Below are 24,003 nucleotides of genomic sequence, written 5' to 3'. Positions count from 1 at the left end.
AAGGCTCCTGCTCCGGCGAAGCCGGGCCTGCGGCCACAGTGCTTTGACGGACAGGACCCGGATGCGCTTCGTCCTTCGTTTCTTCGGCTTCCTGTTCAGTGCCGGCGCGATGCTGTTCGTGCTGTTCGCCGCCGCGGGCGCCTATTTCTACTGGACCTACAGCCAGGACCTGCCCGACCACGCCGCGCTCGCCAAGTACGAGCCGCCGGTGATGAGCCGCGTCCATGCCGCCGACGGGTCGCTGCTGGCCGAATACGCCAACGAGCGCCGGCTCTACCTGCCGATCCAGGCGATGCCCAAGATCGTTGTCGCGGCCTTCCTCTCGGCGGAGGACAAGAACTTCTACAAGCACGGCGGCATCGACCCCGAGGGCGTGGTGCGCGCGGTGCTGACCAATGCCAAGAGCGGCAAGAAGCAGGGCGCCTCGACCATCACCCAGCAGGTGGCCAAGAACTTCCTCCTGACCAACGAGCAGACCTTCGACCGCAAGATCAAGGAGGCGCTGATCGCGCTGCGGATCGAGGCGACCTATTCGAAGGACAAGATCCTCGAGCTCTACCTCAACGAGATCTTCCTCGGCACGATCGTGCCCGGCCGCAATCTGCACGGCGTCGCGGCGGCCGCGCTCGACTATTTCGGCAAGTCGGTCCACGAGCTGACGATCAACGAGGCGGCCTATCTCGCCGCCCTGCCCAAGGGCCCCAACAACTACCACCCCTACCGCCGCACCCAGGAGGCCCTGAGCCGGCGCAACGAGATCATCGGGCTGATGGCCCAGAACGGCTACATCACCAAGGAGGAGGGCGAGGCCGCCCGCAAGACCACGCTCGGCGTCAACCCGCGCGTCGCCTTCGCCAATGCCGCCAACGCCAACTACTTCACGGAAGAGGTCCGCCGCGAGATCACCGAGCGCTACGGCGAGAAGAAGCTCTACGAGGGCGGCCTCTCGGTGCGCGCCACCCTCGATCCGAAGATGCAGGCCTGGGCGCGCCGCGCGCTCCTCGACGGGCTCATCACCTATGACCAGCGCCAGGGCTGGCGCGGGGCGCAGGCCAAGGTCGACCTCGTCGGGCGCGACTGGGGCACGGCGGTGGCCGAGGTGCCGGCGCTGGGCGACGTCGCCCCCTGGCGCCTGGCCGTGGTCCTGAGCACCTCGGGCGGTGTCGCCCAGATCGGCCTGCAGCCGCGCCGCGAGGCCTCCGGCGCCGTCTCCAAGGACCGCGAGACCGGCACCATCGCCGCCGACGGCACCCGCTGGACCGGCCGCTCGCCCTCGGCCGTGCTCAGCGCGGGCGACGTCGTCTACGTCGAGGCGATGGACGGCGGGCGCGGCGCCTACCGCCTGCGCCAGCGCCCGGAGGTCTCCGGCGCCATCGTGGCGATGGACCCCTACACCGGCCGCGTCCACGCCATGGTCGGCGGCTTCTCCTACGACGAAAGCCAGTTCAACCGCGCGACCCAGGCCCAGCGCCAGCCGGGCTCCTCGTTCAAGCCGCTGGTCTACTCGGCGGCGCTGGACAACGGCTACACCCCGTCCTCGATCGTGCAGGATTCGCCCATCACCATCGAGGCCGGTCCCGGCCAGGAGGCCTGGTCGCCCTCGAACTACGACGGCAAGGCCAGCGGCCCCCACACCCTGCGCTACGGCATCGAGCATTCGAAGAACCTGATGACCGTGCGTCTGGCCAAGGACGTCGGCATGCCGCTCATCGCCGAATACGCCCGCCGCTTCGGCGTCTACGACGACATGCTCCCCGTGCTGCCGATGTCGCTGGGGGCGGGCGAGACCACCGTCATGCGCATGGTCACCGCCTATTCGATGCTGGCCAACGGCGGCCGTCGCATCCGCCCGACCCTGATCGACCGCATCCAGGACCGGGTCGGTGAGACCATCTACAAGCACGACGCCCGCAAGTGCCTGGGCTGCGACGCCGACAAGTGGAACGGCCAGGACGAGCCCAAGCTGGTGGACGATTCCGAGCAGGTGCTCGATCCGCTGACCGCCTACCAGATGGTCTCGATCATGGAGGGCGTCGTCCAGCGCGGCACCGCCACGCTGCTCAAGCAGATCGGCAAGCCGCTGGCCGGCAAGACCGGCACCACCAACGACGCCAAGGACGCCTGGTTCGTCGGGTTCTCGCCCGACCTCGCGGTGGGCGTCTACATCGGCTTCGACAAGCCGAAGTCGCTGGGCGACCGCGCCACCGGCGGCGGTCTCGCCGCTCCCGTCGTCCTCGACTTCCTCAAGAACGCCCTCAAGGACAAGCCGCCGACCCCGTTCCGGGTGCCGCCGGGCATCAAGTTGATCCGGGTCAGCGCGTCCAGCGGCATGCGCTCGGGTTCGGGCGAAGGGGCCGGCACCATCCTGGAGGCGTTCAAGCCGGGCACCGCCCCGCCCGACGCCTACATCGCCGCGCCCTCGTCCGCACCCACCGCGGTCCCCGCCGACGCGGACCGGGCCGCACAGGCCGGCGGCCTGTACTGACGCCGAGCCGAATCTCCGGGCCGAAGGGGGTCGGTCGTTGACCGGCGCCCCGGTCAGCCCGGGATGTCGGGGAGGGGCCGGGTGGCGGTCCGGTCCGGCGCGCCGAGGTCGATGAGGACGATCTCCGGCGGCACGCCGATGCGCACCGGCACGCGGCTGACGCCGAGGCCGCCCGACACCACGAGGTGACGGTTCTGTTCGACGATGTGGCCGTAGCCGTAGCGCTGGCCGTAGCGCGAGGGGATCACCGGCGAGCGCCCGAACAGCCGGATCTGGCCGCCGTGGGTATGGCCGGCCATGGTGAGCGCGACGCGGGCCGGGACCTTGGGAAAGGCGTCCGGTTCGTGGATCATCAGGAGGATCGGCGCGGCATCGGTGACCTGGGCCAGCGTGCCGGGAATGTCGCTGGGGTTGCGCCAGTCGTGGACCATGTGGAACGGCTGCTGGTCGGCGAGCCCCGCGACCCAGAACGGGCGGCCGTCCTTCACGAGGCGGATGGCGTCGTTCTCCAGGACCGGGATGCCGCGTGCCTCCAGCGCCCGGCGGGCGGCGACGGGACCGCGGCGGTTGGCCTGGGCCACTGGGTCTTCCCACCAGTCGTGGTTGCCCAGGATGCTGTAGGTTCCGAGCGGCGCCTTCAGGCCCTCGACCACCCGTGCGAACTCCGGCAGCGGCACGTCGCGCCAGGCGACGCCGGGCCCGGCCGGATAGTCGCCGAGCATCAGCACGAGGTCGGGCTTGAGGGCGTTGGTGGTCTCGACGATCTCGGCGACCCGGTCGAGGGGCATGTAGGGCTCGCCGATATGGAAATCGGCCAGCACCGCCACGCGCAGGTTCAGGCCGGGCGTCCAGTTCGGCAGCACCGGCGCATAGGGGGTGACGACGAGCCGGAAACGCGGCTCGATCCCGAAGGCGTAGGCACCCGTGGCGCCCCCGAGCGCCACCGCGCCGCCGAGGCCACCCAGGAACTGCCGCCGGCTCGGCAGGATCAGCATCGGCCCTCAACCCCGTGTCAGATGTGGTGCAGCCGACGATCCGACCGCCGATCCATTCGACCGCTCACGCAGGACATCGCCTGCCATCGCGGCTGATTCGCGGCAGGTCGATCCGATGGACCGCCAGCGACGCTAGCGAGCCAAACCTTGACGAACCGACAATCGCGGCGTCGCGAAACCCGCGCATTCACCCATCGCCCGGCGAGGCCTCGCGCGGGGGAGGGCTCGCGCGGGGGGAGGGCTCGCGCGGGGAGGGAGCGTCCGCGCGTCAGACCAGCGGCGCGTCCTCGTGCAGGAGGCGGGCGGCGATGACCGCGCAGCCGTCCTTGCGCACCGCCGGCTTGACCGCGGCCGAGGCCTGGACGGCGGCGGCGAGGGCCGGCAGCGCCACCGGCCGGAAACCGTCGCGGCCGAGGTTCGAGGCGGTCGAGCGGCGCTTGCCCTGGGCGGTGTCGCTCGGGGTCTGGGCTGAGGGGTACATGGAAGACGTGTCCTGTGTGGCCTGGCCGGACCGCCGTCGGAACCTCGCATCCGTTCCGGCGATCGTGGATCGTGCGATGGGTCGCCGCTCACCGACCGGCAACCCAGACGTTCATTAGCCGCCTTGGAAGATGAACGAAAGATTAAGGTGATACGCTTCGCCCGAGACTACAGCCGGTGACGAGTGCGTAGAGGCACGCCGCTGCATTGCGGAAGGCCGATGATGCATTGCACACTATACTTGCGCGACACGGACGATCGCGGCGACATCGTGGCGGGGCGCGACCTCAGAGTGGGGCCGCCTGCAGGCCCTCGGTGGCGATCCACGCCTCAGTGCGGTCGAGGGCACGGGTGAGCCGGTCGAACAGGGTGTCGATCTCCTCGCGGGAGATCACCAGGGGCGGGCACACCGCGACCCGGTCGCCGGCGAGGAAGCGCACGATCAGGCCTTCGGCCTGGGCGAAGGCGACGCAGCGGGCCGCGACGCCGGCCTTGGGCTCGTACTGCCGCTTGGAGCGCTTGTCGGCCACGATCTCGACCCCGCCGATCAGGCCGATGCCGCGGGCCTCGCCGACGATGGGGTGGTCGGCGAGCGCCGACAGCCGCGCCTGGAACTGGGGCGCCTTCTGCGCCACGCCCTCGACGATGCGGTCGCGCTTGAGGATCGCGATGGTCTTGAGGGCGACCGCACAGGCGACCGGATGCCCGGAGTAGGTGGTGCCGTGACCGAAGGTGCCGAGCTTGGCGCTCTGCGAGACCATCAGCCTGTAGAGGGGCTCGTCGATGCTGATGCCGCCCAGCGGCATGTAGCCGGAGGTCACCGCCTTGGCGAAGGACAGGGTATCGGGGCGCATCCCCAGGGCCTCGGACCCGAACCAGGTGCCGAGCCGCCCGAAGCCGCAGATGACCTCGTCGGCGATGAAGCGGACGTCGTAGCGGGCGAGCACCGCCTGGATCGCCGCGAAGTAGCCGGCGGGCGGGGCGATGGCGCCGCCCGCCCCCATCACCGGCTCGGCGATGAAGGCGGCCACCGTCTCCGGGTCCTCCGCCAGGATCAGCGCCTCGAGTTCGTCGGCCAGGCGCTGCGAGAACGCACCTTCCGTCTCGCCCGCTTCGGCGAAACGGTAGTGGTGCGGGCAGGCGGTGTGGAGGAAACCGGGCAGGGGCAGGTCCCAGTCGGCGTGATTGGCCGGCAGGCCGGTCATCGAGGCGGTGGCGACGGTGACGCCATGGTAGCCGCGCTGGCGGGCGATGATCTTCTTCTTCCTCGGCCGGCCGAGCGCATTGTTCATGTACCAGGTCAGCTTGACCTGGGTGTCGTTGGCCTCGGACCCCGAGGAGGTGAAGAACACCTTCGAGGTCGGGATCGGCATCAGCTCCTTGAGGGTCTCGGCGAGTTCGATCGCCGGGTCGTGGCTGCGGCCCGAGAACAGGTGCGTGAAGGGCAGGCGCGACATCTGCTCGCTGGCGGCCTCCACCAGTTCCTCGTTCGAATAGCCCAGCGCCGTGCACCACAGGCCCGCCATGCCTTCGAGATAGGGCCGGCCGTCGCTGTCGTAGACCCAGACGCCGTGTCCGCGTTCCAGCACCAGCGGTCCGGTCTCGCGGAAGGTCGCGAGGTTGGTGTAGGGATGGATCAGGGTTTCGACGTCGCGGGCCGCGAGGTTCGAGAGCATTGGGTCGCCCATGCCTGGAGGATGCGGGCCGGCTCGGCCCCGTCGTCCCGCCACAGTAACGACCCGCCGTCCCGGCACCAACACGTCCGTTCAGCGCAGCGAATGACCCGAGAAACCATGCTCGATCCCGCCGCCTACGTCGCCACGCCCGCCCCGGGCCGGGCCTGCGGCACCTGCACCCTGTGCTGCAAGGTCTACGACGTGCCCGCCGTGGAGAGCCGGGCCGGGCAATGGTGCCGGCATACGAAGCAGGGCAGGGGCTGCGCCATCCACGAGACCCGGCCCGACCATTGCCGCGCCTTCCACTGCCTCTGGATGACGGAGGCCTGGCTCGGGCCGGAATGGAAGCCGGACAAGGCCAAGATGGTGCTCAGCCTCGATCCGGTGACCCGCAACATGAACGTGCAGGTCGATCCGGGCCAGCCGGCGGCGTGGCGGCGCGAGCCCTACCTCGGCCAGCTCCGGCGCTGGGCGGCGGCGTCCCTGGCCCAGAAGCGCCATGTCCTCATCCACCTCGACAAGGCCACCACGGTGGTGCTGCCCGACCGCGACGTGGCCCTGGGCGTGATGGAGGCGGGCGACCGCGTGGTCACCCGCGAGCGCATGACCCCGGCGGGGATGGTGATCGAGGTCGAGCGGGTCGCCGATGGTTCCCCGCCGTGAGCCGGCTCGCCGGCATCCTGTTCGACAAGGACGGCACGCTGGTCGATGTCGACCGGACCTGGGGGCCCGCGGCGCACGCGGTGATGATCCGCCTCTCGGGCGGGGAGGGCGCCGCCCTCGATCGCCTCGTCGCCGCGAGCCACTTCGTCGTGGACGAGCGCCGCTTCCTGCCGACCTCGCCGCTTCTGACCGGCGCGGCGGCGGTGTTCGGGCCGCTATGGGCGGCGGCACTGGAGCGCCCGGCGGGCGCGGACTTCTTCGCCGAGATCGAACGCCTGTTCCGGGAGGAGGGCCTGCGTTTCCTGACGCCCATCGGCGAACCGGCCGTGATCGCGCGCCGTCTCGTGGCCGCCGGCTTCGGCGTGGGCATCGCCACGAACGACGCCGAGGCCTCGGCACGGGCGCAGGCCCGCGCCCTGGGGCTCGCGCCGCATTGCGCCTTCGTCGCCGGCCACGATTCCGGTTACGGGCGCAAGCCAGGCCCGGGGATGGTGGACGCCTTCGCCGCGCATCTTTCGGTGCGCCCCGGACGGATCGCCGTGGTCGGCGATTCGGCCGACGACCTCCTGGCGGCGCGGGCGGCCGGGGCGATGGCCGTCGCCGTCCTGACCGGCCCGGCCGGGGACGCCGCGCGCGGCTCGCTCGCGTCCCTCGCCGACCACGTCATCGGCTCCATCGCGGACCTGCCCGATCTCCTGGCGACACTCGGCTAGGGCCATTCCGTTCAGCCGCCGTGGCCCGGCCCTTCGCTGCGCGCCAGGTCCCGCCACTTCAGAACGAGCCGTTCGAACTCGGCGATGTCCTCCGGCGCCAGCCGCCCGAGGGTGCGGGCGACATAGGCTTCCTGGATGGCGATGCCCCGCCCGGCGAGCTCGCTGCCGGCCGGCGTCAGGTGGAGCGCATAGGAGCGCCGGTCACCGGGGATCGCCCGGCGCTCCACCGACCCCGCCTCGACCAGCCGATCGATCAGCCCCGAGACGTTGCCCTTGGTGACGTAGAGCCGGGCGGCCAGGTCCTGCTGGGTCAGACCCTCGCGCTCGGTGAGCGTCGACAGGACGTCGAACTGCGGAATCGAGAGGCCGATCGCGCGCAGTTCCACCGCGATGGCGGCCGACACGCGACGGTTCAGGCGGATGAAGCGGAACCAGACGCGGAGCGGATCGGCGGACGCCGTCACGGGCGAGGTCGAAGCGGTCTGGACCAGCGGTGCGTTCATGATCTGGCCGCTATAGCAGAACCGGTACAAGCCGATAGCCGCATGGGCTTGAGCCGGATGTCCAGGGCGGTATCTCCAGGATACGGTGGACCGGGATGCGGACCGGCGCGGCTGGCCTCCGCGCCGACGGGGCGCTAAGCAGGGTCGACCACGGCCCCCTCGTCCGGCCGACACGACCGATCCCGTCCACCAGCGTTCGTGCTTCTCCCATGCGTCGCCTGCACATCGAGGTTCCCGTGACCCGCGCCGGCGCCATGGCCCGGCTGACGGCATGGCTGGCGCTGCTCGTCACCCTGCTGGCGGTGGTGCTGGTGCGCGACCAACGCGCCGAGGCGGGCCCCGCCCTGGTGGCGCTCTCGACGGGCCCGCTGCTGGCGCTGGCGGCGGTGGTCCTGGCGGGGTTCGCCCTGCTGCGGGTCTGGCGCGAGGGCGCGCAGGGGCTCGGCGGTGCCATCGCCGGCCTCGTGGTGGCGAGCCTCGTCCTCGCCTATCCCGCCTTCGCGGCGATCCGCGGACTACGGCTGCCTGCGCTGACCGACGTGAGCACGGACACCGACAACCCACCGGCCTTTTCGCGGTCGCGCGCAGCCTTCGCGGCGCGCGCGGGACGCTATCCGCCCGACCCCGGGGCGACGGTGCGGGCGAGGCAGCGGGCGGCCTATCCCCAGGTGGCGCCGCTGACCCTCGACATCGGCGCCGACGAGGCCTTCGAGCTCGCCCGCAAGGCGGCGGTGAACAGCAAGTGGCAGATCGTCGAGGCGATCCGTCCCGGCGGCAGGGTCGGCAACGGCCGGATCGAGGCGGTGGCGCGCGGCCTCGTCCTCAACCTCGCCGACGACGTCACGGTCCGGGTGCGGCCCCGCGCCGACGGCGCCCGCATCGACGTGCGCTCCGCCTCGCGCATCGGGCCGCGCGACCTCGGCGCCAATGCCGACCGCATCCGCGCCTATCTCGACGAGGTGACGAAACTCGCCATCGCGGTGAAGTGATACGGTTCCCGCTCGATTCACGCGGGAACCGTATCACCAAGCCCGCGCGGCGCCTGAGCGAAGCCCATTTCCGCATCACGAAGCGATGAACGGGAAATTATGAGGCGTCCCGTCAGCCGGCCTCCGCCACCGGCTCGTAGCGGCCGTCGAGGCGGGGCGGGCCGTCCGTGGCCACGAGGCCGCGTTCGCACAGATCCTCGAGATGGGCGAAGACCGACAGCGCCGCCGCGCCGATGAGCGCCGGGCTCAGACCCTGGTAGATCGCCCGGACGACGGCCAGCACGTCGCGGTCGCCCGCTACGAGGCGGGCGCGGATCGCGGTCTCGCGCTGGCGCCGATGGCTCCAGAGCGCCCGCACGAACCGCCGGGGCTCGCGCACCGGGCCGCCGTGGCCGGGCCAGAACACCGTCTCCTCCCGCTCGCGCAGGGCATCGAGGGAGGCCATGTAGGCCCGCATCGATCCGTCCGGCGGCGCCACGATGGTGGTCGACCACGCCATCACGTGGTCCCCCGAGAACAGGGCGGAATCCTCGGGGAGGCTGAAGGCGAGGTGGTTCATGGTGTGGCCGGGCGTGGCCACGGCCCGCAGGGTCCAGCCCGGTCCTTCCACCGCCTCGCCGTCCGCCAGCACCCGGTCCGGGCGGTGGTCGCGGTCGGCGCCGGCATCGAGGCGGATCTCGCCCTCGGCGAGCGGCCGGGCCGCGACATGGGGGCCGCAGCCGACGACGGGGGCGCCGGTACGGGCCTGGAGCAGGCGCGCACCCGGCGAATGGTCGCGGTGAGTGTGGGTGACGACGATCTGCGTCAGCCGCTCGCCGGCGATCGCGGCGAGGAGCGCATCGATATGGCCGGCGTCGGCCGGGCCGGGATCGACGATCGCGACCTCGCCGGACCCGACGACGTAGCTGCAGGTGCCGCTCGCCGTGAACGGGCTGCCGTTGGGGCAGACCAGCCGCCGCACCAAAGGGGAGACCCGCTCGGTCACGCCGCTTCGCGGAAGCCCGGCGTCGAGATCCGGCGCGGCGTCCCCATCCTGTCGCTCGTTCGTCATCACGCCTCGGCCCGCATCCTCGCGCCAGCCTTGGGCGCAGATGGCGGAGGAGATCAAGGCCGCCCGGTCGGCAGCAGGGGTCTCGCCCTCAGGGCTTGAACGGCGAGGGCACCACCACGCGCACCGCGCTGAAGGCCGGCTCGACCTCGATCGGAGGAGCGAGGGGCTGGAACCCGCCGACCTGCGCGAGCTGGACGCGGGCGCCGCGCTCGGCGGTACGCAGGGTCTTGCGGAAGGCACGCGCGTCGGCCTCGCGGCGGATCACGTCGACCTTGGCGTCGATCTCCAGGCGGGCGCGGCGCGACAGACCCTTGGCCTGGCGGAAGTCCACCACCTCGAAGCCGCCGCTGCGAGCCTTGACGACGACACGGGCGCTGGCGTTCGTCGCCACCACGTCACCGGCCCGGAGGGTCAGGTCGCGATCGAGGGGCAGGGGAGCGGCGGCCACGCCCTCGGGCTGGCAGGAGCACTGGTCCACCCGCTTCACCCGGAACAGGTTGGCCGAGGCCAGCCTGGCATAGGGCTGCCCGGTGAGGCTGACGGCGCGGTCGAGCTCCGTCTCACCGCCGCCGAGGGTGTAGAGGGCGGTCGGTGCATTCGGGCAGGCGGCCGCGCAGGCGGCCTGGTGGACCGGCAGGTCGCGCTTGTCCCTCAGGCGGCCCACCGGGAACAGGTAGCCGTCGCAGGCCCGCACGCAGACGGTGCGCGAGCCCAGGGCCGATGCCGTGAGGGCGGCCGAGGCGCGCTCGGCGCGTGGAGGACGCGGCCGTGTCCGGCTCGGGGCTGCGGCCACCGGGCGCGGCGTCCAGCGCGGTGTGGCCGCGGCACCGACGCGACGGGCGTCGGGCAGCGACGAATACCGGCCCGGGCGGGGCGACGGACGCACAACGGGGACCGGTGCGGGGGCGGGGCCGGGGGCTACGCCGAACAACGACTCGAAGAACGCGCCGATGCCGCCGCGCTCGGACGCCTGCACGAAGCTCGTGGCGACGGTCATGCCGCCGAGACCGAGGATCAGCCCGGCGGTCGCCGTCCCGAGCATCTGCCGGCCAGTCTTCGACGGTGCCCAGCGTTGCCAATCCATCCTCGGGATATTCCTCTTCCGGAGTGCCGGCCGGGCCGACGCCTCGCGCGATCCCGCGCATCTCGAAGACGATTAAGGGGAGCTTAACGCCTCTTGCAATGGGGCAGGACAACCGAGGGGGAGGACAATCGCGGCGATGCGAAATCTTGGTTAGGTCACGTGGTTACGTGGTTGGGTTAGCGTCACTCCGCCGATCCCGCGCGCGGGCGCCGCCTCGTGGACCCAGGCCGGCGCCGCTCCGGCGGAAGGGCGCGAATCGTGCCTTTCCAGAGCGCCGGCGGCGACAGACTTAGCCGCTTGCCTTGATTATAGCCCATGCTATGAACCGCCACGGCGCGCCCGGGGCACGTCCGACCCGCTTTCTTTGGAAGACCTTCGGCATGACGGACCGCGCGGACCGGGACAAGGCCTGGCAATTCGACCGTGGGACGGAGGCCGTGCCGAGCCTGGGCGCGCTGAACGGCAGCGTGCCGGTCCTGGCCACGGGCTCGTGGCTGCGACGCCTGCTCGGCTTCATGGGCCCCGGCTACATGATCTCGGTGGGCTACATGGACCCCGGCAACTGGGCCACCGACATCGCCGGCGGCTCGCAGTTCGGCTACACGCTGCTGTTCGTCATCCTGCTCTCGAACCTGATGGCGATCGTGCTGCAGGCGCTGGCCGCCCGCCTCGGCATCGCCACCGGACGCGACCTCGCGCAGGCCTGCCGCGACCATTATTCGCGCCCCGTCGCCTTCGTGCTCTGGCTCCTGTGCGAGGCGGCGATCATCGCCTGCGATCTCGCGGAGGTGATCGGCACCGCCATCGCCTTGAAGCTCTTGTTCGGCATTCCCCTGGTGCTCGGCGCGGTCATCACCGCCCTCGACGTCTTCCTGGTCCTGCTGCTGCTGCGCCGGGGCTTTCGCGCCCTCGAAGCCTTCGTGATCGCGCTGCTCGTCGTGATCTTTGTATGCTTCGCCATCCAGATCGCGATGGCGGCGCCGGTGATGAAGGACCTCCTGGCCGGGTTCCTGCCCTCGGCCGAGATCGTCACCAACCCCGCCGCCCTCTACATCGCCATCGGCATCGTCGGGGCCACCGTGATGCCCCACAACCTCTACCTCCACTCCTCTATCGTCCAGACGCGCGCCTATCCGCGCACCGAGGAGGGGCGGCGCGGGGCGCTGCGTTTCGCGGTGACCGATTCGACCATCGCCCTGATGCTGGCGCTGTTCGTCAACGCCGCGATCCTGATCATGGCGGCCTCGGTGTTCCATGCCAACGGTCGCACCAACGTCGAGGAGATCGAGCAGGCCTACGAGCTGCTCTCGCCGCTGCTCGGGGTCGGGATCGCCTCGACCCTGTTCGCGTTGGCGCTGCTGGCCTCGGGCCTCAACTCGACGGTGACGGCGACCCTCGCCGGCCAGATCGTGATGGAAGGCTTCCTGCGGCTCCGCATTCCCGATTGGGCGCGCCGGCTCATCACCCGCGGCATCGCCATCGTCCCGGTGGTGGTCGTCACCGCCCTCTACGGCGAGCAGGGCACCGCGCGGCTGCTCGTGCTGAGCCAGGTGGTGCTCTCGATGCAGCTGCCGTTCGCGGTGATCCCCCTGGTCCGGTTCGTGTCCGATCGGAGCAAGATGGGCGCCCTCGTCATCCCGGGCTGGCTCAAGGGACTGTCCTGGTCGATCGCGGGCCTGATCGTGACCCTCAACCTGAAGCTCCTGTTCGACACCTTCATGGGCGCCTGATTCACGGGCGCCCGATCGCGCCACGCCGCCCAGGGTCATTTCGACCCCTCGAACAGCACTTCGGCCCGGATACCATCCGAGCCGAGCGTTCCGTCATCGACATCAGTCGAGCGAGCCAGTGGCGCTCACCGTCGCCCCTTTTCGCCCGGCCGGGGCATCCGGACCGCGGCAGCCTAACGGATGCGACGCCCGCGCGACACCCGGACGGGAATGGGCTGCGGCGTCGCCACGGCGCCGCCCAGCATCCGGTCGAGGCCCTTCACGAGGGCCTCGGAGGCCGAATCCAAAGCCTTGATGAGGCGTCCGAGGCCGGTCTCGGACGGACGGGTCGAGGGCTGTGTCATGGCATCATCCACAGTGCAGGTGCTGGTGACGAACGCGACGCCGGTATCTCGGTTCCGGCTCCGTGATTGCTCATGTGGTGCGTCCACCTCCAAACGGCAGACCTGAAGGGCGATGCGCCGCACGGGGCCAGTGTGTCGTCGATCCCGCAATGCCGCAATCCCCGCGTGGCGAAAACGTGACGAAAGCACGGCCGCAACCAGGAACCGCCATCGGGACCTGACGTTATGGATGTCAAGAGGTCGCAGCGCCTGCTGCACCCGTTCCGTCTTTGAAGGATGACTCCGATGCTGGGTTGGGCCGTTACGTTTCTCGTCGTCGCACTCGTCGCCGCCCTGCTCGGCTTCGGCGGCATCGCAGGCACCGCCATGGAGGCGGCCAAGCTCGTTTTCTTCGTGGCCATCGTCCTGTTCGCCATCTCGGCGGTGATGGGCCTTCTGCGCGGTCGTTCGTCGAGCCTCTGACGCCGAAAGCATCCGGGCGGTGAGCACCTCACCGCCCGGATGAGCCCGGATGACATGGCGAAACTCGTGACGGATACGGCTCCCGCTGGAATCGGCCAGGAACCGTATCACAGGGCCCTTGAGGCCTCTGACGATGACTGAAATCCGTTCTGCGTAGCGATCACGGCACCACGGCAAGACAGGTGCTTCGCAACGAGCAAACCGTTCTCGGGTCAGGCCGCAGTCTGCGCGCGAACCGAAGAACGTCGATTCGAACTTTCCTGGAATCCGAACTCCGCTTTGGCTTCAGATGCCGCCATCCGCGCCGGTCTCACCGGCTTCGAGCTTGGCGATGAGATCGCGAAAACGATCGGGGACCGGTTGCTGGACGACCGCGTCGTACATCGTGCGAAGGTGAAGGCCGATCCGTCTCTGAGTGTGATCGCTGAGTTGTCCCGGAGCTATGGAATCGCGACCGGATTCCTTACGCACGTCTCTACCGCCAGGCCCGTCGGCCTTCCCGTCCTCGTTCATGCAGTCGAACCCCTTGAGAGCCGACGGATGGGCGACGCCGTTTTTGTGGCTGGACGAAGCGCTTGACCCATACCGAGACTGCAGCTGCAACGCAGCCGCTCGCGATGGGTTCCGCCGGCTGGAACGGGACCATCGACGTCGGCGTTGAGACCGCGACCGAAAGGGTTCCCGCCGGGCATCACTTGCGACGCTGGGGACATGGCATCATGTAGGGGCCATGCAAAAAGGTCGCGCCTCGTCAAAAAGGTGCGGCCCTGGGAGAAGCTGTCCGGTAAGAGGCAGGCGAGAGCACTGCCTCGGCCGGAAGAACGAACGTCTCAAGGGGATCTAATGTCGACAGCCCAACTCGTGGTGCAGCATCTGCCGTACCTGCGCCGCTACGCGCGGGCCTTGACGGGCAGTCAGGTGGCCGGCGACGCCTATGTGGCCGCGACGCTGGAAACGCTGGTGAACGAACCGGAGACTCTGGGACGCAGCGCCAACGTCAAGGCCGACCTGTTCCGCGTCTTTACGCGCATCTGGAATTCCCTGTCGGTGAACGGGCAGAGCGACCAGGTGCAGCACGACCTTCCGGCGGAGGTCCGACTCGGCCAGATCACGCCGCTGCCGCGCCAGGCCTTCCTCCTCTCCTGCCTCGAAGGCTTCTCGGAAGAGGATGCCGCGATCATTCTCGACGTGGACGTGGCGCAGGTCCGCGACCTCGTCGACGAGGCCGGGCGTGAACTCGCCGCCGACATGGCCACGGACATCCTCATCATCGAGGACGAGCCCCTCATCGCCATGGACCTCGAGGCGCTGGTGGAAGGCCTCGGCCACAACGTCATCGGCGTGGCGCGCACCCGCACGGAGGCGATCAAGATCGCGTCCGAGGGGACTCGCCCCGGCCTGATCCTGGCCGACATCCAGCTCGCCGACGGCAGCTCCGGCCTCGATGCGGTCAACGACCTGCTCAAGACCTTCGAGGTGCCGGTGATCTTCATCACCGCCTACCCGGAGCGCTTCCTGACCGGCGAGCGTCCCGAGCCGGCCTTCCTCATCGCCAAGCCGTTCCAGCCTGCCAACGTCTCCGCGGTGATCAGCCAAGCCCTGTTCTTCCAGCAGAGCGCCCGCCGCCGCGACGTCAAGGCCGGCTGAGCGACGCCGTCGAGCGACCGCCGCGACGAGAAAAGGCCCCGGTCCAGAGACCGGGGCCTTTTCACGTTCATGCGCCGGAAGACGCACGATCACGCACAAAAAAACGGGCCGGCGGAAGCCGGCCCGTGGATGAGTTTCCGGCCAATGCACAAGGGGAATGCGGTTGAGGACCAGGCGGCCGGGGTCCTCGAATAACGAACCTGTGCCGAGGCGGTTCCTCCCCCTCGCTTTTTCGAAGGGCGGTGTTTTTGCGCAACATTCGCGCGATCTCGGCGACGATCCGTTAACGAGGTCTGACCCCGCCCCTGCCGGCGGGATACTGTTTTTGCGTCATCACGGCACAATCGAGGAACCGAACAACCGCGCGCGTGTTGCACCGACATCCTGTCAAGTTGCCCCTGCAGGTTTTTGGAGGCTGCGACGATGCTACGGTCTGGTGCGCTACTCCTGCTGGCCGGGCCGGCCGCCGTCCTCGCCCTCTTCGCGCAGCCTCTGATCCGCGATGGCGTCGATCGGGCGCAAGCCGCGTCGCTGAAAACCAATCGGGTCGCCATCGGCGACGCCGGTACGATCGGTGCCCCTGCGACCGTCAAGGTCGCGGCGGTGGTGCGGTCGGAGGGCCGGCGATCCGTCGCGCCCGCCGCGAATCGGACTGGAACCGACAAAGCCTCCTCCAAGCCGCCGCGGCGGCTCATGAAGGAAGGGTGCGAGGGTGCGATCAGTTCGTTGGCCGGCCCCGAGGCCCGCCGCATGGTGCCTGGCCGCTGCATCGCTTGACGGACATTCCGGTTCCTGCTGAGCCGCGATTCCTACTGGGAAACCGAGCATCGAAAAAAGCCTCCGTCCCAAGTGGGATGGAGGCTTTTTCATTCCGCATCTCGACTGGCGAACGGCGTCGCCCGATAAGGCTGCGCCGTTCGCCGGAACGGTTACTCGTCGCCGGGACGACCGGTGCCGGTGGACTGACCGCCCTTGCGACCGGCGGCCGAGGCCAACTCACGGTCCTGCGAGAAAGACCGCTTCTCGGCCGGGACGCTGCGCCCGCCCTTGCTCGCGATCTCGCGCTGCCGCTCCAGATCCATCGACGCGAAACCTCGCTTCGAGGTCGAATTTCCTGATGCCATCAGTGCCTCCTCAGCATGTCGCTCACAGCCTGAACAACCTTCGCCGATATCGATGGTTCCTCCCGCCAGAGCCGGCCGCGCTTCCCGGAACCATACCGGACCCCGAAGGCAGCACAGATCTTGAGAAAGCCGGCGTCGATCGGCCGATGCACTTCGCGACATCTTCCCGGCCGCCGGCCCGGATCAAGCTAAGCCGTTTGCCGGACCGACTGATCGAAACGGGGTTAGGAAACGCCCGATCGGACCGCGCCGGTCGCGTCGCGACTGGACAAGGGGCCGGCGACCCGCATGGATGCGCCTGATCGTGCCTCTCCATCCCCTTGCACAGACGAACAGCCCACCGGAGCGCCTACCCCATGACCCTGGACACCGAGGTCCTGTCCCTGCGCCAGGTGCCGATCTTTCGGGAGGTCGAGCCGTCGCGGCTCAAGCTTCTCGCCTTCACGAGCGAACGGGTGCATTTCGACGCAGGCCAGCGTCTGTTCGCCCAGGGCGACGCGGCCGATGCCGCCTATCTGATCCTCGACGGCTCGGCGGCGGTGAGCATCGACGGGCCGCAGGGGCCCTTCCGCCTGGCGGTGCTCGGGGCGAACGCCCTGGTCGGCGAGATGGGCATCCTGGCCGACCAGCCGCGCTCGGCCACCGTCACGGCGGAGACCGCCACCATGGCCCTGCGCATCAGCCGGGCGGTCTTCCTCGAACTGCTGGCGCAGTTCCCGCAGATCAGCATCGCCGTGATGCGCGACCTGGCGCTTCGGCTGGAACAGACCAACCAGCAGCTCGCCCAGAGCCGCCGGTGATCGAAAGGCGGGCGGGTCAGGCCGGCGGATAGGTGATGAACTCCATCAGGGAGCCGTCGGGATCGCGAAAGTAGACGCTGACGCCGACGCCTGCGGCGCCGCGACGCTCCACCGGCCCGAGCTCGACGGGGACGCCGTGCCGGGCGAGGTGGTCCACCGCCCCCTCGATCGGACCTGACCAGCGGAAACACAGGTCGCTGTTGCCGGGCATCACCGGCTTCTCGGCCAGGATCGAGCCCGGCTGGCCGGGGCCGTGGACGTTGAGCTGCACGCCGCCGAAGCGGAAGGCCACCTTCGCCCCGGCCGGCACCACCTCGGCGCCAAGCACGTCGCGGTAGAACGCCGTCGACACCTCCCAGTCCGTGACGTGGATGACGCAATGGTCGAGGTGGATCGCCGGCCCGAGTTCGGCCAGGGCCTCGCCGGCCTGTTCGACGGGGTATGTCTGCGTGTCGGCCATCGCTCGCCCTCGCGGCGCCCTGTCCGGCGGCGCCCGGACCCCGCTCATAACCCCGTTGCCGCCCAGGGGCGAGCCTTGCTCTCGCCATCCCGTGCCATCGGCCCTGAGGCGCAAAAGTCACATCGCCGGGGGAGGGGAGCGGCTAGTCAGGGGCAAGAGACATCTCACACCCGCCGGACGAGCCCATGACGACACGCCGGATCCTCATCGCCCTCGTCGCCATCGCGCCGCTGGCCGCCTGCAACGCGCGCGGGCCCATGACGGTGGCCCAGACCGACGAGGCGGCCTGGTACACCGGCACGATGCCGGACAAGCCCTACGACGTCCCCCTGGTGGACACCGGCCGGCTCGATCCGAAGTATCGCCGCCAGATCGTGAGCTACAAGGGACCGGAGCGCCCGGGCACCATCGTGGTCGACATCGACGCACGGCAGCTCGCCCTCGTCCAGGAGGACGGCACCGCGCGCCAGTACGGGGTCGGGGTCGGCAAGCTCGGGTTCTCGTGGAAGGGGCAGGCCACCGTCGGGCGCAAGGGCGTTTGGCCCGATTGGCGGCCGACCACCACCATGGTCTCCCTCAACCCGGACCTGCCGCGCACCCTCAAGGGCGGCGTCGACAATCCGCTCGGCGCCCGCGCCCTCTACCTCCACCAGAACGGACGCGACATCCTGTTCCGCATCCACGGCACCAACGAGCCTTGGAGCATCGGCGAGCAGCTGTCGTCGGGCTGCGTGCGCATGCTCAACGAGGACATCGTCGACCTCTACGAGCGGGTGCCGGTGGGCGCCACCGTGCTGGTCAAGCGCAACGGCAAGTATCGGGTCTGAGGACCGCCCTTCGTACGGAAAAAGGGCGGGCCGCCTCGTCGGCCGCCCGCCCCCTGGATGACCGATACCGACGATCAGGCCGCGGCGGCGGTGCCCTCGACGTTGATCGTCAACGCGATCTTGGTGAGGAGCTCGTCGGTGCGCTTCTCCTCCTGCAGGGTCTGGTCGAGGAGCTTGGCGGCATCCTTGTAGCCGAGCTGCGTCGCCCAGGTCTTGAGGGTGCCGTAGCGGGCGATCTCGTAATGCTCCACGGCCTGGGCGCAGCCCACGAGCACCGCGTCGGCGGCGGGGCTGCCGGCGAAATCCTCAAGATCCTCCTCCATCTCGGCGGTGAGGCCCTGCATCGCCTCGCAGGTCTTGGCCCGCGCCGACTTGCCGATCATCTCGAACACCTGCTGCAGGCGCTCGACCTGGGTCGCACTTTCCTCGGCGTGGGTCTCGAAGGCCTGGCGCAGGTCGGCGGATTCGGCGGCCTTGGCCGACTTCTTGAGCGCCTTCACCGATTGGCGCTCGGCGTAATAGACGTCCTTCAGGGTCTCGTAGAAGGCGTCGGCGAGGGTCTTTTCCTTGGCGGCCATGATGGGTGTCCTCGATTGTGTCGCGGGCGATGGCGCGGTCGCGGGCAGGCCTTTGCGATCGAAAGGCAGATGCCTGACCCGAGAACCGGTCCCCCGAGACCCATGTTCCCCGCCCCTCGAATTCCCTGCCCCTCGAATTCCCCGCCCCTCGGATTTCCGGGGGACGCGTTCGACCTCGGCCGTTGCCATTCCCGTCACGCCCGGCGACAGATTCGGGTCTCACCGTTCGCGCCTCATCCGGAGCCCGGCCCCATGACCGTCACCATCGCCAACCTTCAGCCGATCATCGCCCTCCTCGCCGGCGTGCTGATCCTGATCGTGCCCCGGCTCCTGAATTTCATCGTCGCGATCTATCTCATCCTCGTCGGCCTGATTGGCCTCGGGGTGTTTCGCGCGCTATCCTGAGCGGGTGAGGTCTGCGGCAGGCTGCCGCGAAGACCGATGACATTCTGTGAAGATCGTCACGGGGTCCCTCGACGGGCCGGCTGTTCATCGTGCGTTGCGGCATGACATGGTCGAACGCGTCGACGGAGCAACCGCCGCGGGCTCCGAGCCACCGCTCGAACCCGCGCCCGGCCTCCTGAAGGCGGACTTCCTGCAAGCGGATGGGCGATCAATGGCGAAGTGGGTGTATTCCTTCGGCGACGGCAAGGCCGAAGGCCAGTCGTCGATGCGCAACCTGCTCGGAGGCAAGGGTGCCAACCTCGCCGAGATGTCCAATCTCGGCCTGCCGGTCCCTCCCGGCTTCACGATCACGACGGAAGTCTGCACCTACTACTACGACCACGCTCAGCAGTACCCGGCCGAGCTGAAGGCCGAGGTCCAGGCCGCCCTCGACGCGGTCGGCGCGCTGACCGGCCGCGGCTTCGGCGACCCCGAGAACCCGCTCCTGGTCTCGGTGCGCTCGGGTGCCCGCGCCTCCATGCCCGGCATGATGGACACGGTGCTCAACCTCGGGCTCAACGACGTCACCGTGGAGGCCCTGGCCAAGGGCGCGGGCGACCCGCGCTTCGCCTACGATTCCTACCGCCGCTTCATCACCATGTATTCCAATGTCGTGCTCGGCGTGGAGCACCATGCCTTCGAGGAGGCGCTGGAGCACTACAAGGACACCAAGGGCGTCAGCCTCGACACCGAGCTCGGTGCCGACGACTGGAAGACCCTGGTCGGCACCTACAAGAAGATCGTGCGCGACGAGCACGGCTCGGACTTCCCGCAGGGCGCGGAAGACCAGCTCTGGGGCGCCATCGGCGCCGTGTTCGATTCCTGGATGATTCCGCGCGCCAAGAAGTACCGCGAGCTGAACGCCATCCCCGCGAGCTGGGGCACGGCGGTGAACGTCCAGGCCATGGTGTTCGGCAACATGGGCGACACTTCCGCCACCGGCGTCGCCTTCACCCGCAACCCCTCCACCGGCGAGCGCGCCCTCTACGGCGAGTTCCTGATCAACGCCCAAGGCGAGGACGTGGTGGCGGGCATCCGCACACCGCAGGACATCACCGAGAAGGCGCGCCTCGAGGCGAAGAGCGAGAAGCCGTCGATGGAACGGGCGATGCCCGAGTCCTACGCCGAACTGGTGCGGATCTACGGCCTCCTGGAGACCCACTACCGCGACATGCAGGACATGGAGTTCACCATCGAGAGCGGAAAGCTCTGGATGCTCCAGACCCGCAACGGCAAGCGCACCGCCAAGGCCGCGCTGCGCATCGCCGTCGACCTCGCGGCGGAAGGCCTGATCACCCAGGAGGAGGCGATCGGCCGGATCGAGCCGGCGGCCCTCGACCAGCTCCTCCACCCGACCATCGACCCCAAGGCCGAGCGCAAGGTGATCGCCTCGGGCCTGCCCGCCTCGCCGGGTGCGGCCACCGGCGAGATCGTGTTCAATTCCGAGGATGCCGAGGCCGCCCGCAAGGCCGAGCGCAAGTGCATCCTCGTGCGCGTCGAGACCTCGCCGGAGGACATCCACGGCATGCATGCCTCCGAGGGCATCCTCACCACCCGCGGCGGCATGACCAGCCACGCGGCGGTGGTGGCCCGCGGCATGGGCAAGCCCTGCGTCTCGGGCTGCGGCACCATCCGGGTGGACTACAAGGCCGGCACTCTGTCGGTGGCCGGCACCACCCTCAAGGCCGGTGACCGCATCACCATCGACGGGTCGACCGGCCAGGTGCTGCTCGGCGAAGTGGCGATGCTGGAGCCATCGCTCTCGGGCGAGTTCGCCACCCTGATGGGCTGGGCCGACAAGGTCCGCACCATGAAGATCCGCGCCAACGCCGACACCCCCACCGACGCCCGCACCGCCCGCAACTTCGGCGCGGAGGGGATCGGCCTGTGCCGCACGGAGCACATGTTCTTCGAGGGCGACCGCATCGTGGCGGTGCGCGAGATGATCCTGGCCGACGACACGCAGGGGCGCCGCGCGGCCCTGGCCAAGCTCCTGCCTTACCAGCGCCAGGACTTCGCCGAGCTGTTCACGATCATGTCCGGCCTGCCCGTGACGATCCGGCTGCTCGACCCGCCGCTGCATGAGTTCCTGCCCCACACCGACGAGGAGGTGCAGGACGTCGCCCGGAGCACCGGCGTCTCGGAAGAGAAGTTGCGCCGGCGGATGACCGAACTGCACGAGTTCAACCCGATGCTGGGCTTCCGCGGCTGCCGCCTCGCCATCGCCTTCCCCGAGATCGCGGAGATGCAGGCGCGTGCCATCTTCGAGGCCGCCGTCCAGGCCGCCAAGGAGACCGGCGCACCGGTGACCTCGGAGATCATGGTTCCGCTGGTCTTCACCAAGATGGAGTTCGACCTCGTCAAGGCGAGCATCGACGCCATGGCGAAGGCGGTGTCGTCCGAGACCGGAAGCGAGGTCGTCTACCAGGTCGGCACGATGATCGAGTTGCCCCGCGCCGCCCTGCGGGCGGGCGACATCGCCCAGACGGCCGAGTTCTTCTCCTTCGGCACCAACGACCTGACGCAGACCGCACTCGGCATCTCGCGCGACGACGCGTCGAGCTTCCTCGGGCCTTATACCCAGCGCGGCATCCTCACGGCCGACCCGTTCATCTCCATCGACCAGGAGGGCGTGGGCGAACTCGTGCGCATCGGCGTCGAGCGGGGCCGGGCGGTGCGACCGGACCTCAAGCTCGGCATTTGCGGCGAGCACGGCGGCGATCCGGCCTCGATCGGCTTCTGCCAGGAGGTCGGGCTCGATTACGTGTCGTGTTCGCCCTACCGGGTGCCGATCGCCCGCCTGGCCGCCGCCCAGGCGGCCCTGGCGGCGCGCAAGACCTGAGCCCCCATCGGAGCCGTCTCCCGTGGCGCCGAGGCGTCCGGGAGACGAGGCGTCCGGGAGACATCGACCGCGCCACGGCGCAGGCGTCTCGCCGGGCGAGGACTGCCTTGCGGAACGTCATCGCGATGAAAAAGGTGGCGACGCCGATGTCCGGCCGGACATCACGATGCCTGCCACGATCCCTGCCGCGATCCCTGCCACGATCCTTGCCGCGATCCCTGCGATGACGGGCGGCGAAGGCGCGGGACGCCCCGTTGCCGGTGCCCCTCGGAGGGGCCTCGCCGGACGACGAGGAATCGTTCACCAAAAATTTCGTTCTGCGAGAGAACCGATGACGAGTCGGCACGTTGGGTGCTAGTGCCACTCCGACGCGCAGGGTCGATCTCGACCTGCCGGGCGGCATTATCCGCGGGAACGCCGGCCATGAACGACACCCGTCCCACCGACATGTTTCTCGACCAGCCTCCCGTCCCGCTTCCGCGCTCCCTGCAGCAGGCCTACCTCTGGGTGCTCGGCACCGTGAGCATGGCCGGAACGGTGCTGGTGCTGGTGTTCGCCGTCGCGACCCAGAGCAACGCGGATTCCGAGCGGATCGCGACCACGCAGGAGGGTGGCGTGAAGGGCCTCCTGTCCGCCATCGTCGCCACGCACGGACGTCCCGGCGCAATCTGACGCTCGGATCTCGCTCGCAGACCGTGCCACGACGGCACCCGAGCCGGGCGACCCTCTTAACCGCGCCTCAACCATGAACCGCGACGATCATCCGGTGGCCGCACCCCGAAAGGGCACGGCCACCGGTGGTCCTTGGTTCAGGTTGGTCGAGCGTGAGTACGCAGCGAGGACGACGGGCCTGCAGGCGCGGATTGATGGCGGCGGCGGTGACGCCGTGGATCACGGGGCTCGGCCTCCTGGTGTCCTTCACCGCCTCGGCGGGGACCGACACCTCGCTCGGGTCGAGCCTGATACCGCAGCACGCGGTGCGGCTGGTGCCGCCGCTTCCATCGGGCTCCGCCCTGATCGGCAACAGCGATGATGCGATGGCCGACGCGGTCGGCTCCGCGCCCCTCCGGCCGGACCTGAAGCGACACGAGGGAGCGGATCCCACGGTCTTTCCGCAGCCGCAGCGGTCGGGCAAGGGCGACGCCGCCGTGGCGCCTGGGCCGAGCTTCGCACGCAGCGCCCGCTCGATGCACGACAGCGGACGCTCGCTCATGAGGCCCGGCCTGTCGGGGCGGATGACCAGCCTGCTGGCGCCCGGCGCGGTGACTTGGAACCCCGAGGAGACGACGGAACCCGGCTTCCTGACCGCACCCGAACCGGAGACAGACGGGATCGCATCCGCGCCGGCCGCGTCCGACGGATCGACCCCGGCGGTGCCGCGCGCGGTCGCCCTGTCCTCCACGACCCCGGCACCGGCCGACGCGACCCCCGTCGAGGTGGCCGCCGCGACCCTCGCCTTCCCGAGCCGCCTGCCCGCACCCGAGCCGGGACAGCCCGCACCGGAGGCGACGGTGCCCGACAACGCCCGCCACCGCTACGCCGACCTGATCGTGCCCGAGGCCCTCGACCGCGAGCAAAGGTGCTTGGCCGAGGCCGTGTACTTCGAAGCGCGCAGCGAGCCGGAGGCCGGCCAGGCGGCGGTGGCCCAGGTGGTGCTCAACCGGGTCAAGAGCGGGCTCTACCCGACCAACGTCTGCGGCGTCGTCTATCAGAACCGCCACCGCTACATGGGCTGCCAGTTCTCCTTCGCCTGCGAGGGCAAGTCCCTGCGCATCGCCGACGGCCCGTCCTGGCAGAGCGCCAGCCGCATCGCCAAGGCGGTGATCGAGGGACGCACCTACCTGAGCGAGGTCGGCGGGGCGACCCACTACCATGCCGACTACGTCAAGCCCGGCTGGTCGCGGCGGTTGAAGAAGATGGACGTGATCGGCCGCCACATCTTCTATTCGCTCAAGCGCGGCCAGACCTGATCCGGCAAACCCGATCCGGTCCTGCGAGATCGGGTCCTGCGGGATCGGGTCACCGCCTCGGGCTTTGGCTTTTCCCATCGCCTCTGCCACAGACGAAGCGGCCGGAGGTATCCCGCCGGTCGTCGAGGACACGGCG

24 protein-coding genes are annotated in these 24,003 nt (G+C 69.7%); 13 read left to right on the top strand and 11 right to left on the bottom strand.

Features of this window, described 5'->3' with window-relative positions:
• Positions 1 to 61 precede the first annotated feature (61 nt).
• Positions 62 to 2,485 carry a penicillin-binding protein 1A gene (locus tag ASF39_RS03880; RefSeq protein WP_055882756.1) on the top strand — a complete coding sequence of 808 codons (2,424 nt, stop codon included), beginning with the start codon at positions 62 to 64 and terminating at the stop codon, positions 2,483 to 2,485.
• 53 nt (positions 2,486 to 2,538) lie between these two features.
• Here the strand turns inward: ASF39_RS03880 and ASF39_RS03875 are convergent, their stop codons facing one another.
• The 3 genes from ASF39_RS03875 to ASF39_RS03865 form a co-directional block, all read right to left on the bottom strand.
• Complete coding sequence (locus tag ASF39_RS03875; RefSeq protein ID WP_055882758.1) at positions 2,539 to 3,480, bottom strand: metallophosphoesterase; 942 nt, start codon at positions 3,478 to 3,480, stop codon at positions 2,539 to 2,541.
• Positions 3,481 to 3,748: 268 nt separating this feature from the next.
• Complete coding sequence (locus tag ASF39_RS03870; protein ID WP_055882760.1) at positions 3,749 to 3,961, bottom strand: hypothetical protein; 213 nt, start codon at positions 3,959 to 3,961, stop codon at positions 3,749 to 3,751.
• 286 nt (positions 3,962 to 4,247) lie between these two features.
• Positions 4,248 to 5,636, bottom strand: coding sequence for an aminotransferase (locus ASF39_RS03865; RefSeq protein WP_056281194.1), 1,389 nt, complete (start codon positions 5,634 to 5,636; stop codon positions 4,248 to 4,250).
• A 117-nt stretch (positions 5,637 to 5,753) separates the two neighbouring features.
• Here ASF39_RS03865 and ASF39_RS03860 point away from each other — a divergent pair, with 117 nt between their 5' ends.
• Positions 5,754 to 6,299, top strand: coding sequence for a hypothetical protein (locus tag ASF39_RS03860; protein ID WP_056281192.1), 546 nt, complete (start codon positions 5,754 to 5,756; stop codon positions 6,297 to 6,299).
• On the top strand, positions 6,296 to 7,012 hold the full coding sequence (locus tag ASF39_RS03855) for an HAD-IA family hydrolase (protein WP_056281190.1): 717 nt from the start codon (positions 6,296 to 6,298) through the stop codon (positions 7,010 to 7,012). Before ASF39_RS03860 ends, ASF39_RS03855 begins: the two co-directional genes overlap by 4 nt.
• 11 nt (positions 7,013 to 7,023) lie before the next feature.
• Here the strand turns inward: ASF39_RS03855 and ASF39_RS03850 are convergent, their stop codons facing one another.
• Positions 7,024 to 7,515 carry a MarR family transcriptional regulator gene (locus ASF39_RS03850; RefSeq protein ID WP_056281354.1) on the bottom strand — a complete coding sequence of 164 codons (492 nt, stop codon included), beginning with the start codon at positions 7,513 to 7,515 and terminating at the stop codon, positions 7,024 to 7,026.
• Between the two features lie 209 nt (positions 7,516 to 7,724).
• Between ASF39_RS03850 and ASF39_RS03845 the strand changes: the two genes are divergently transcribed.
• Positions 7,725 to 8,504, top strand: coding sequence for a DUF1499 domain-containing protein (locus ASF39_RS03845; RefSeq protein ID WP_055882769.1), 780 nt, complete (start codon positions 7,725 to 7,727; stop codon positions 8,502 to 8,504).
• A 112-nt stretch (positions 8,505 to 8,616) separates the two neighbouring features.
• Here the strand turns inward: ASF39_RS03845 and ASF39_RS03840 are convergent, their stop codons facing one another.
• Together ASF39_RS03840 and ASF39_RS03835 are read right to left on the bottom strand one after the other, a co-directional pair.
• Positions 8,617 to 9,555 carry an MBL fold metallo-hydrolase gene (locus ASF39_RS03840; protein ID WP_056281188.1) on the bottom strand — a complete coding sequence of 313 codons (939 nt, stop codon included), beginning with the start codon at positions 9,553 to 9,555 and terminating at the stop codon, positions 8,617 to 8,619.
• A gap of 88 nt (positions 9,556 to 9,643) precedes the next feature.
• The gene (locus ASF39_RS03835; protein ID WP_055882774.1) at positions 9,644 to 10,597 is read right to left on the bottom strand and encodes a DUF2865 domain-containing protein; all 954 of its coding nucleotides are present in this window, start codon (positions 10,595 to 10,597) and stop codon (positions 9,644 to 9,646) included.
• A gap of 422 nt (positions 10,598 to 11,019) precedes the next feature.
• Between ASF39_RS03835 and ASF39_RS03830 the strand changes: the two genes are divergently transcribed.
• On the top strand, positions 11,020 to 12,369 hold the full coding sequence (locus tag ASF39_RS03830; protein ID WP_056281351.1) for an Nramp family divalent metal transporter: 1,350 nt from the start codon (positions 11,020 to 11,022) through the stop codon (positions 12,367 to 12,369).
• A gap of 173 nt (positions 12,370 to 12,542) precedes the next feature.
• Here ASF39_RS03830 and ASF39_RS20965 read toward each other — a convergent pair whose 3' ends face one another.
• Positions 12,543 to 12,713 carry a hypothetical protein gene (locus ASF39_RS20965; RefSeq protein WP_156387603.1) on the bottom strand — a complete coding sequence of 57 codons (171 nt, stop codon included), beginning with the start codon at positions 12,711 to 12,713 and terminating at the stop codon, positions 12,543 to 12,545.
• Positions 12,714 to 12,998: 285 nt separating this feature from the next.
• Here ASF39_RS20965 and ASF39_RS20185 point away from each other — a divergent pair, with 285 nt between their 5' ends.
• Positions 12,999 to 13,175 (top strand): DUF1328 domain-containing protein, encoded by a 177-nt coding sequence (locus ASF39_RS20185; protein ID WP_082494335.1) that lies wholly within the window; start codon positions 12,999 to 13,001, stop codon positions 13,173 to 13,175.
• A 285-nt stretch (positions 13,176 to 13,460) separates the two neighbouring features.
• Here ASF39_RS20185 and ASF39_RS22185 read toward each other — a convergent pair whose 3' ends face one another.
• Positions 13,461 to 13,646, bottom strand: coding sequence for a NepR family anti-sigma factor (locus tag ASF39_RS22185; protein ID WP_082494354.1), 186 nt, complete (start codon positions 13,644 to 13,646; stop codon positions 13,461 to 13,463).
• Positions 13,647 to 14,018: 372 nt separating this feature from the next.
• On the opposite strand from ASF39_RS22185, the gene ASF39_RS03820 reads away from it, so the two are divergent.
• Positions 14,019 to 14,822 (top strand): response regulator, encoded by an 804-nt coding sequence (locus ASF39_RS03820; protein ID WP_055882777.1) that lies wholly within the window; start codon positions 14,019 to 14,021, stop codon positions 14,820 to 14,822.
• Between the two features lie 929 nt (positions 14,823 to 15,751).
• On the opposite strand, the gene ASF39_RS03810 is transcribed toward ASF39_RS03820, so the two are convergent.
• Entirely contained in the window at positions 15,752 to 15,946 is a 195-nt protein-coding gene (locus ASF39_RS03810) for a KGG domain-containing protein (protein ID WP_055882782.1), read from the bottom strand.
• Between the two features lie 356 nt (positions 15,947 to 16,302).
• On the opposite strand from ASF39_RS03810, the gene ASF39_RS03805 reads away from it, so the two are divergent.
• On the top strand, positions 16,303 to 16,746 hold the full coding sequence (locus ASF39_RS03805) for a cyclic nucleotide-binding domain-containing protein (RefSeq protein ID WP_055882784.1): 444 nt from the start codon (positions 16,303 to 16,305) through the stop codon (positions 16,744 to 16,746).
• Between the two features lie 16 nt (positions 16,747 to 16,762).
• Here the strand turns inward: ASF39_RS03805 and ASF39_RS03800 are convergent, their stop codons facing one another.
• A complete protein-coding gene (locus ASF39_RS03800) occupies positions 16,763 to 17,206 on the bottom strand; it encodes a VOC family protein (protein ID WP_055882786.1) in 444 nt (147 codons plus the stop codon).
• Between the two features lie 185 nt (positions 17,207 to 17,391).
• Here ASF39_RS03800 and ASF39_RS03795 point away from each other — a divergent pair, with 185 nt between their 5' ends.
• Entirely contained in the window at positions 17,392 to 18,033 is a 642-nt protein-coding gene (locus tag ASF39_RS03795; RefSeq protein ID WP_056281183.1) for a L,D-transpeptidase, read from the top strand.
• Positions 18,034 to 18,107: 74 nt separating this feature from the next.
• On the opposite strand, the gene ASF39_RS03790 is transcribed toward ASF39_RS03795, so the two are convergent.
• Positions 18,108 to 18,611 (bottom strand): DUF892 family protein, encoded by a 504-nt coding sequence (locus ASF39_RS03790; RefSeq protein ID WP_055882790.1) that lies wholly within the window; start codon positions 18,609 to 18,611, stop codon positions 18,108 to 18,110.
• Positions 18,612 to 18,863: 252 nt separating this feature from the next.
• Between ASF39_RS03790 and ASF39_RS20180 the strand changes: the two genes are divergently transcribed.
• The 4 genes from ASF39_RS20180 to ASF39_RS03775 all read left to right on the top strand — a co-directional run bounded on the left by ASF39_RS20180 (position 18,864) and on the right by ASF39_RS03775 (position 23,867).
• The gene (locus ASF39_RS20180; protein ID WP_082494334.1) at positions 18,864 to 19,016 is read left to right on the top strand and encodes a DUF3096 domain-containing protein; all 153 of its coding nucleotides are present in this window, start codon (positions 18,864 to 18,866) and stop codon (positions 19,014 to 19,016) included.
• Between the two features lie 211 nt (positions 19,017 to 19,227).
• Entirely contained in the window at positions 19,228 to 21,897 is a 2,670-nt protein-coding gene (ppdK, locus tag ASF39_RS03785; RefSeq protein ID WP_055882844.1) for a pyruvate, phosphate dikinase, read from the top strand.
• Between the two features lie 423 nt (positions 21,898 to 22,320).
• Positions 22,321 to 22,569, top strand: a complete 249-nt coding sequence (locus ASF39_RS03780) for a hypothetical protein (protein ID WP_056281181.1) — start codon at positions 22,321 to 22,323, stop codon at positions 22,567 to 22,569.
• A gap of 194 nt (positions 22,570 to 22,763) precedes the next feature.
• Positions 22,764 to 23,867, top strand: coding sequence for a cell wall hydrolase (locus ASF39_RS03775; protein WP_082494333.1), 1,104 nt, complete (start codon positions 22,764 to 22,766; stop codon positions 23,865 to 23,867).
• Positions 23,868 to 24,003: the final 136 nt, after the last annotated feature.

Source organism: Methylobacterium sp. Leaf108 (assembly GCF_001423265.1).
Classification (GTDB): Bacteria; Pseudomonadota; Alphaproteobacteria; order Rhizobiales; family Beijerinckiaceae; genus Methylobacterium.
This window is presented reverse-complemented; position numbering and strand designations above follow the sequence as displayed.

What these genes read in the sequence shown, in the direction of transcription:
- ASF39_RS03805 (WP_055882784.1), top strand. Translation starts at nt 16,303, where the DNA reads ATGACCCTGGACACCGAGGTCCTGTCCCTGCGCCAGGTGCCGATCTTT.
- ASF39_RS20965 (WP_156387603.1), bottom strand. Translation starts at nt 12,713, where the DNA reads ATGACACAGCCCTCGACCCGTCCGTCCGAGACCGGCCTCGGACGCCTC.
- ASF39_RS03840 (WP_056281188.1), bottom strand. Translation starts at nt 9,555, where the DNA reads ATGACGAACGAGCGACAGGATGGGGACGCCGCGCCGGATCTCGACGCC.
- ASF39_RS03780 (WP_056281181.1), top strand. Translation starts at nt 22,321, where the DNA reads ATGAACGACACCCGTCCCACCGACATGTTTCTCGACCAGCCTCCCGTC.
- ASF39_RS03860 (WP_056281192.1), top strand. Translation starts at nt 5,754, where the DNA reads ATGCTCGATCCCGCCGCCTACGTCGCCACGCCCGCCCCGGGCCGGGCC.
- ASF39_RS03830 (WP_056281351.1), top strand. Translation starts at nt 11,020, where the DNA reads ATGACGGACCGCGCGGACCGGGACAAGGCCTGGCAATTCGACCGTGGG.
- ASF39_RS03865 (WP_056281194.1), bottom strand. Translation starts at nt 5,636, where the DNA reads ATGCTCTCGAACCTCGCGGCCCGCGACGTCGAAACCCTGATCCATCCC.
- ASF39_RS03880 (WP_055882756.1), top strand. Translation starts at nt 62, where the DNA reads ATGCGCTTCGTCCTTCGTTTCTTCGGCTTCCTGTTCAGTGCCGGCGCG.
- ASF39_RS03870 (WP_055882760.1), bottom strand. Translation starts at nt 3,961, where the DNA reads ATGTACCCCTCAGCCCAGACCCCGAGCGACACCGCCCAGGGCAAGCGC.
- ASF39_RS20185 (WP_082494335.1), top strand. Translation starts at nt 12,999, where the DNA reads ATGCTGGGTTGGGCCGTTACGTTTCTCGTCGTCGCACTCGTCGCCGCC.
- ASF39_RS03790 (WP_055882790.1), bottom strand. Translation starts at nt 18,611, where the DNA reads ATGGCCGCCAAGGAAAAGACCCTCGCCGACGCCTTCTACGAGACCCTG.
- ppdK (WP_055882844.1), top strand. Translation starts at nt 19,228, where the DNA reads ATGGCGAAGTGGGTGTATTCCTTCGGCGACGGCAAGGCCGAAGGCCAG.
- ASF39_RS03820 (WP_055882777.1), top strand. Translation starts at nt 14,019, where the DNA reads ATGTCGACAGCCCAACTCGTGGTGCAGCATCTGCCGTACCTGCGCCGC.
- ASF39_RS20180 (WP_082494334.1), top strand. Translation starts at nt 18,864, where the DNA reads ATGACCGTCACCATCGCCAACCTTCAGCCGATCATCGCCCTCCTCGCC.
- ASF39_RS03810 (WP_055882782.1), bottom strand. Translation starts at nt 15,946, where the DNA reads ATGGCATCAGGAAATTCGACCTCGAAGCGAGGTTTCGCGTCGATGGAT.
- ASF39_RS03775 (WP_082494333.1), top strand. Translation starts at nt 22,764, where the DNA reads ATGGCGGCGGCGGTGACGCCGTGGATCACGGGGCTCGGCCTCCTGGTG.
- ASF39_RS03875 (WP_055882758.1), bottom strand. Translation starts at nt 3,480, where the DNA reads ATGCTGATCCTGCCGAGCCGGCGGCAGTTCCTGGGTGGCCTCGGCGGC.
- ASF39_RS03835 (WP_055882774.1), bottom strand. Translation starts at nt 10,597, where the DNA reads ATGCTCGGGACGGCGACCGCCGGGCTGATCCTCGGTCTCGGCGGCATG.
- ASF39_RS03850 (WP_056281354.1), bottom strand. Translation starts at nt 7,515, where the DNA reads ATGAACGCACCGCTGGTCCAGACCGCTTCGACCTCGCCCGTGACGGCG.
- ASF39_RS03800 (WP_055882786.1), bottom strand. Translation starts at nt 17,206, where the DNA reads ATGGCCGACACGCAGACATACCCCGTCGAACAGGCCGGCGAGGCCCTG.
- ASF39_RS03795 (WP_056281183.1), top strand. Translation starts at nt 17,392, where the DNA reads ATGACGACACGCCGGATCCTCATCGCCCTCGTCGCCATCGCGCCGCTG.
- ASF39_RS03845 (WP_055882769.1), top strand. Translation starts at nt 7,725, where the DNA reads ATGCGTCGCCTGCACATCGAGGTTCCCGTGACCCGCGCCGGCGCCATG.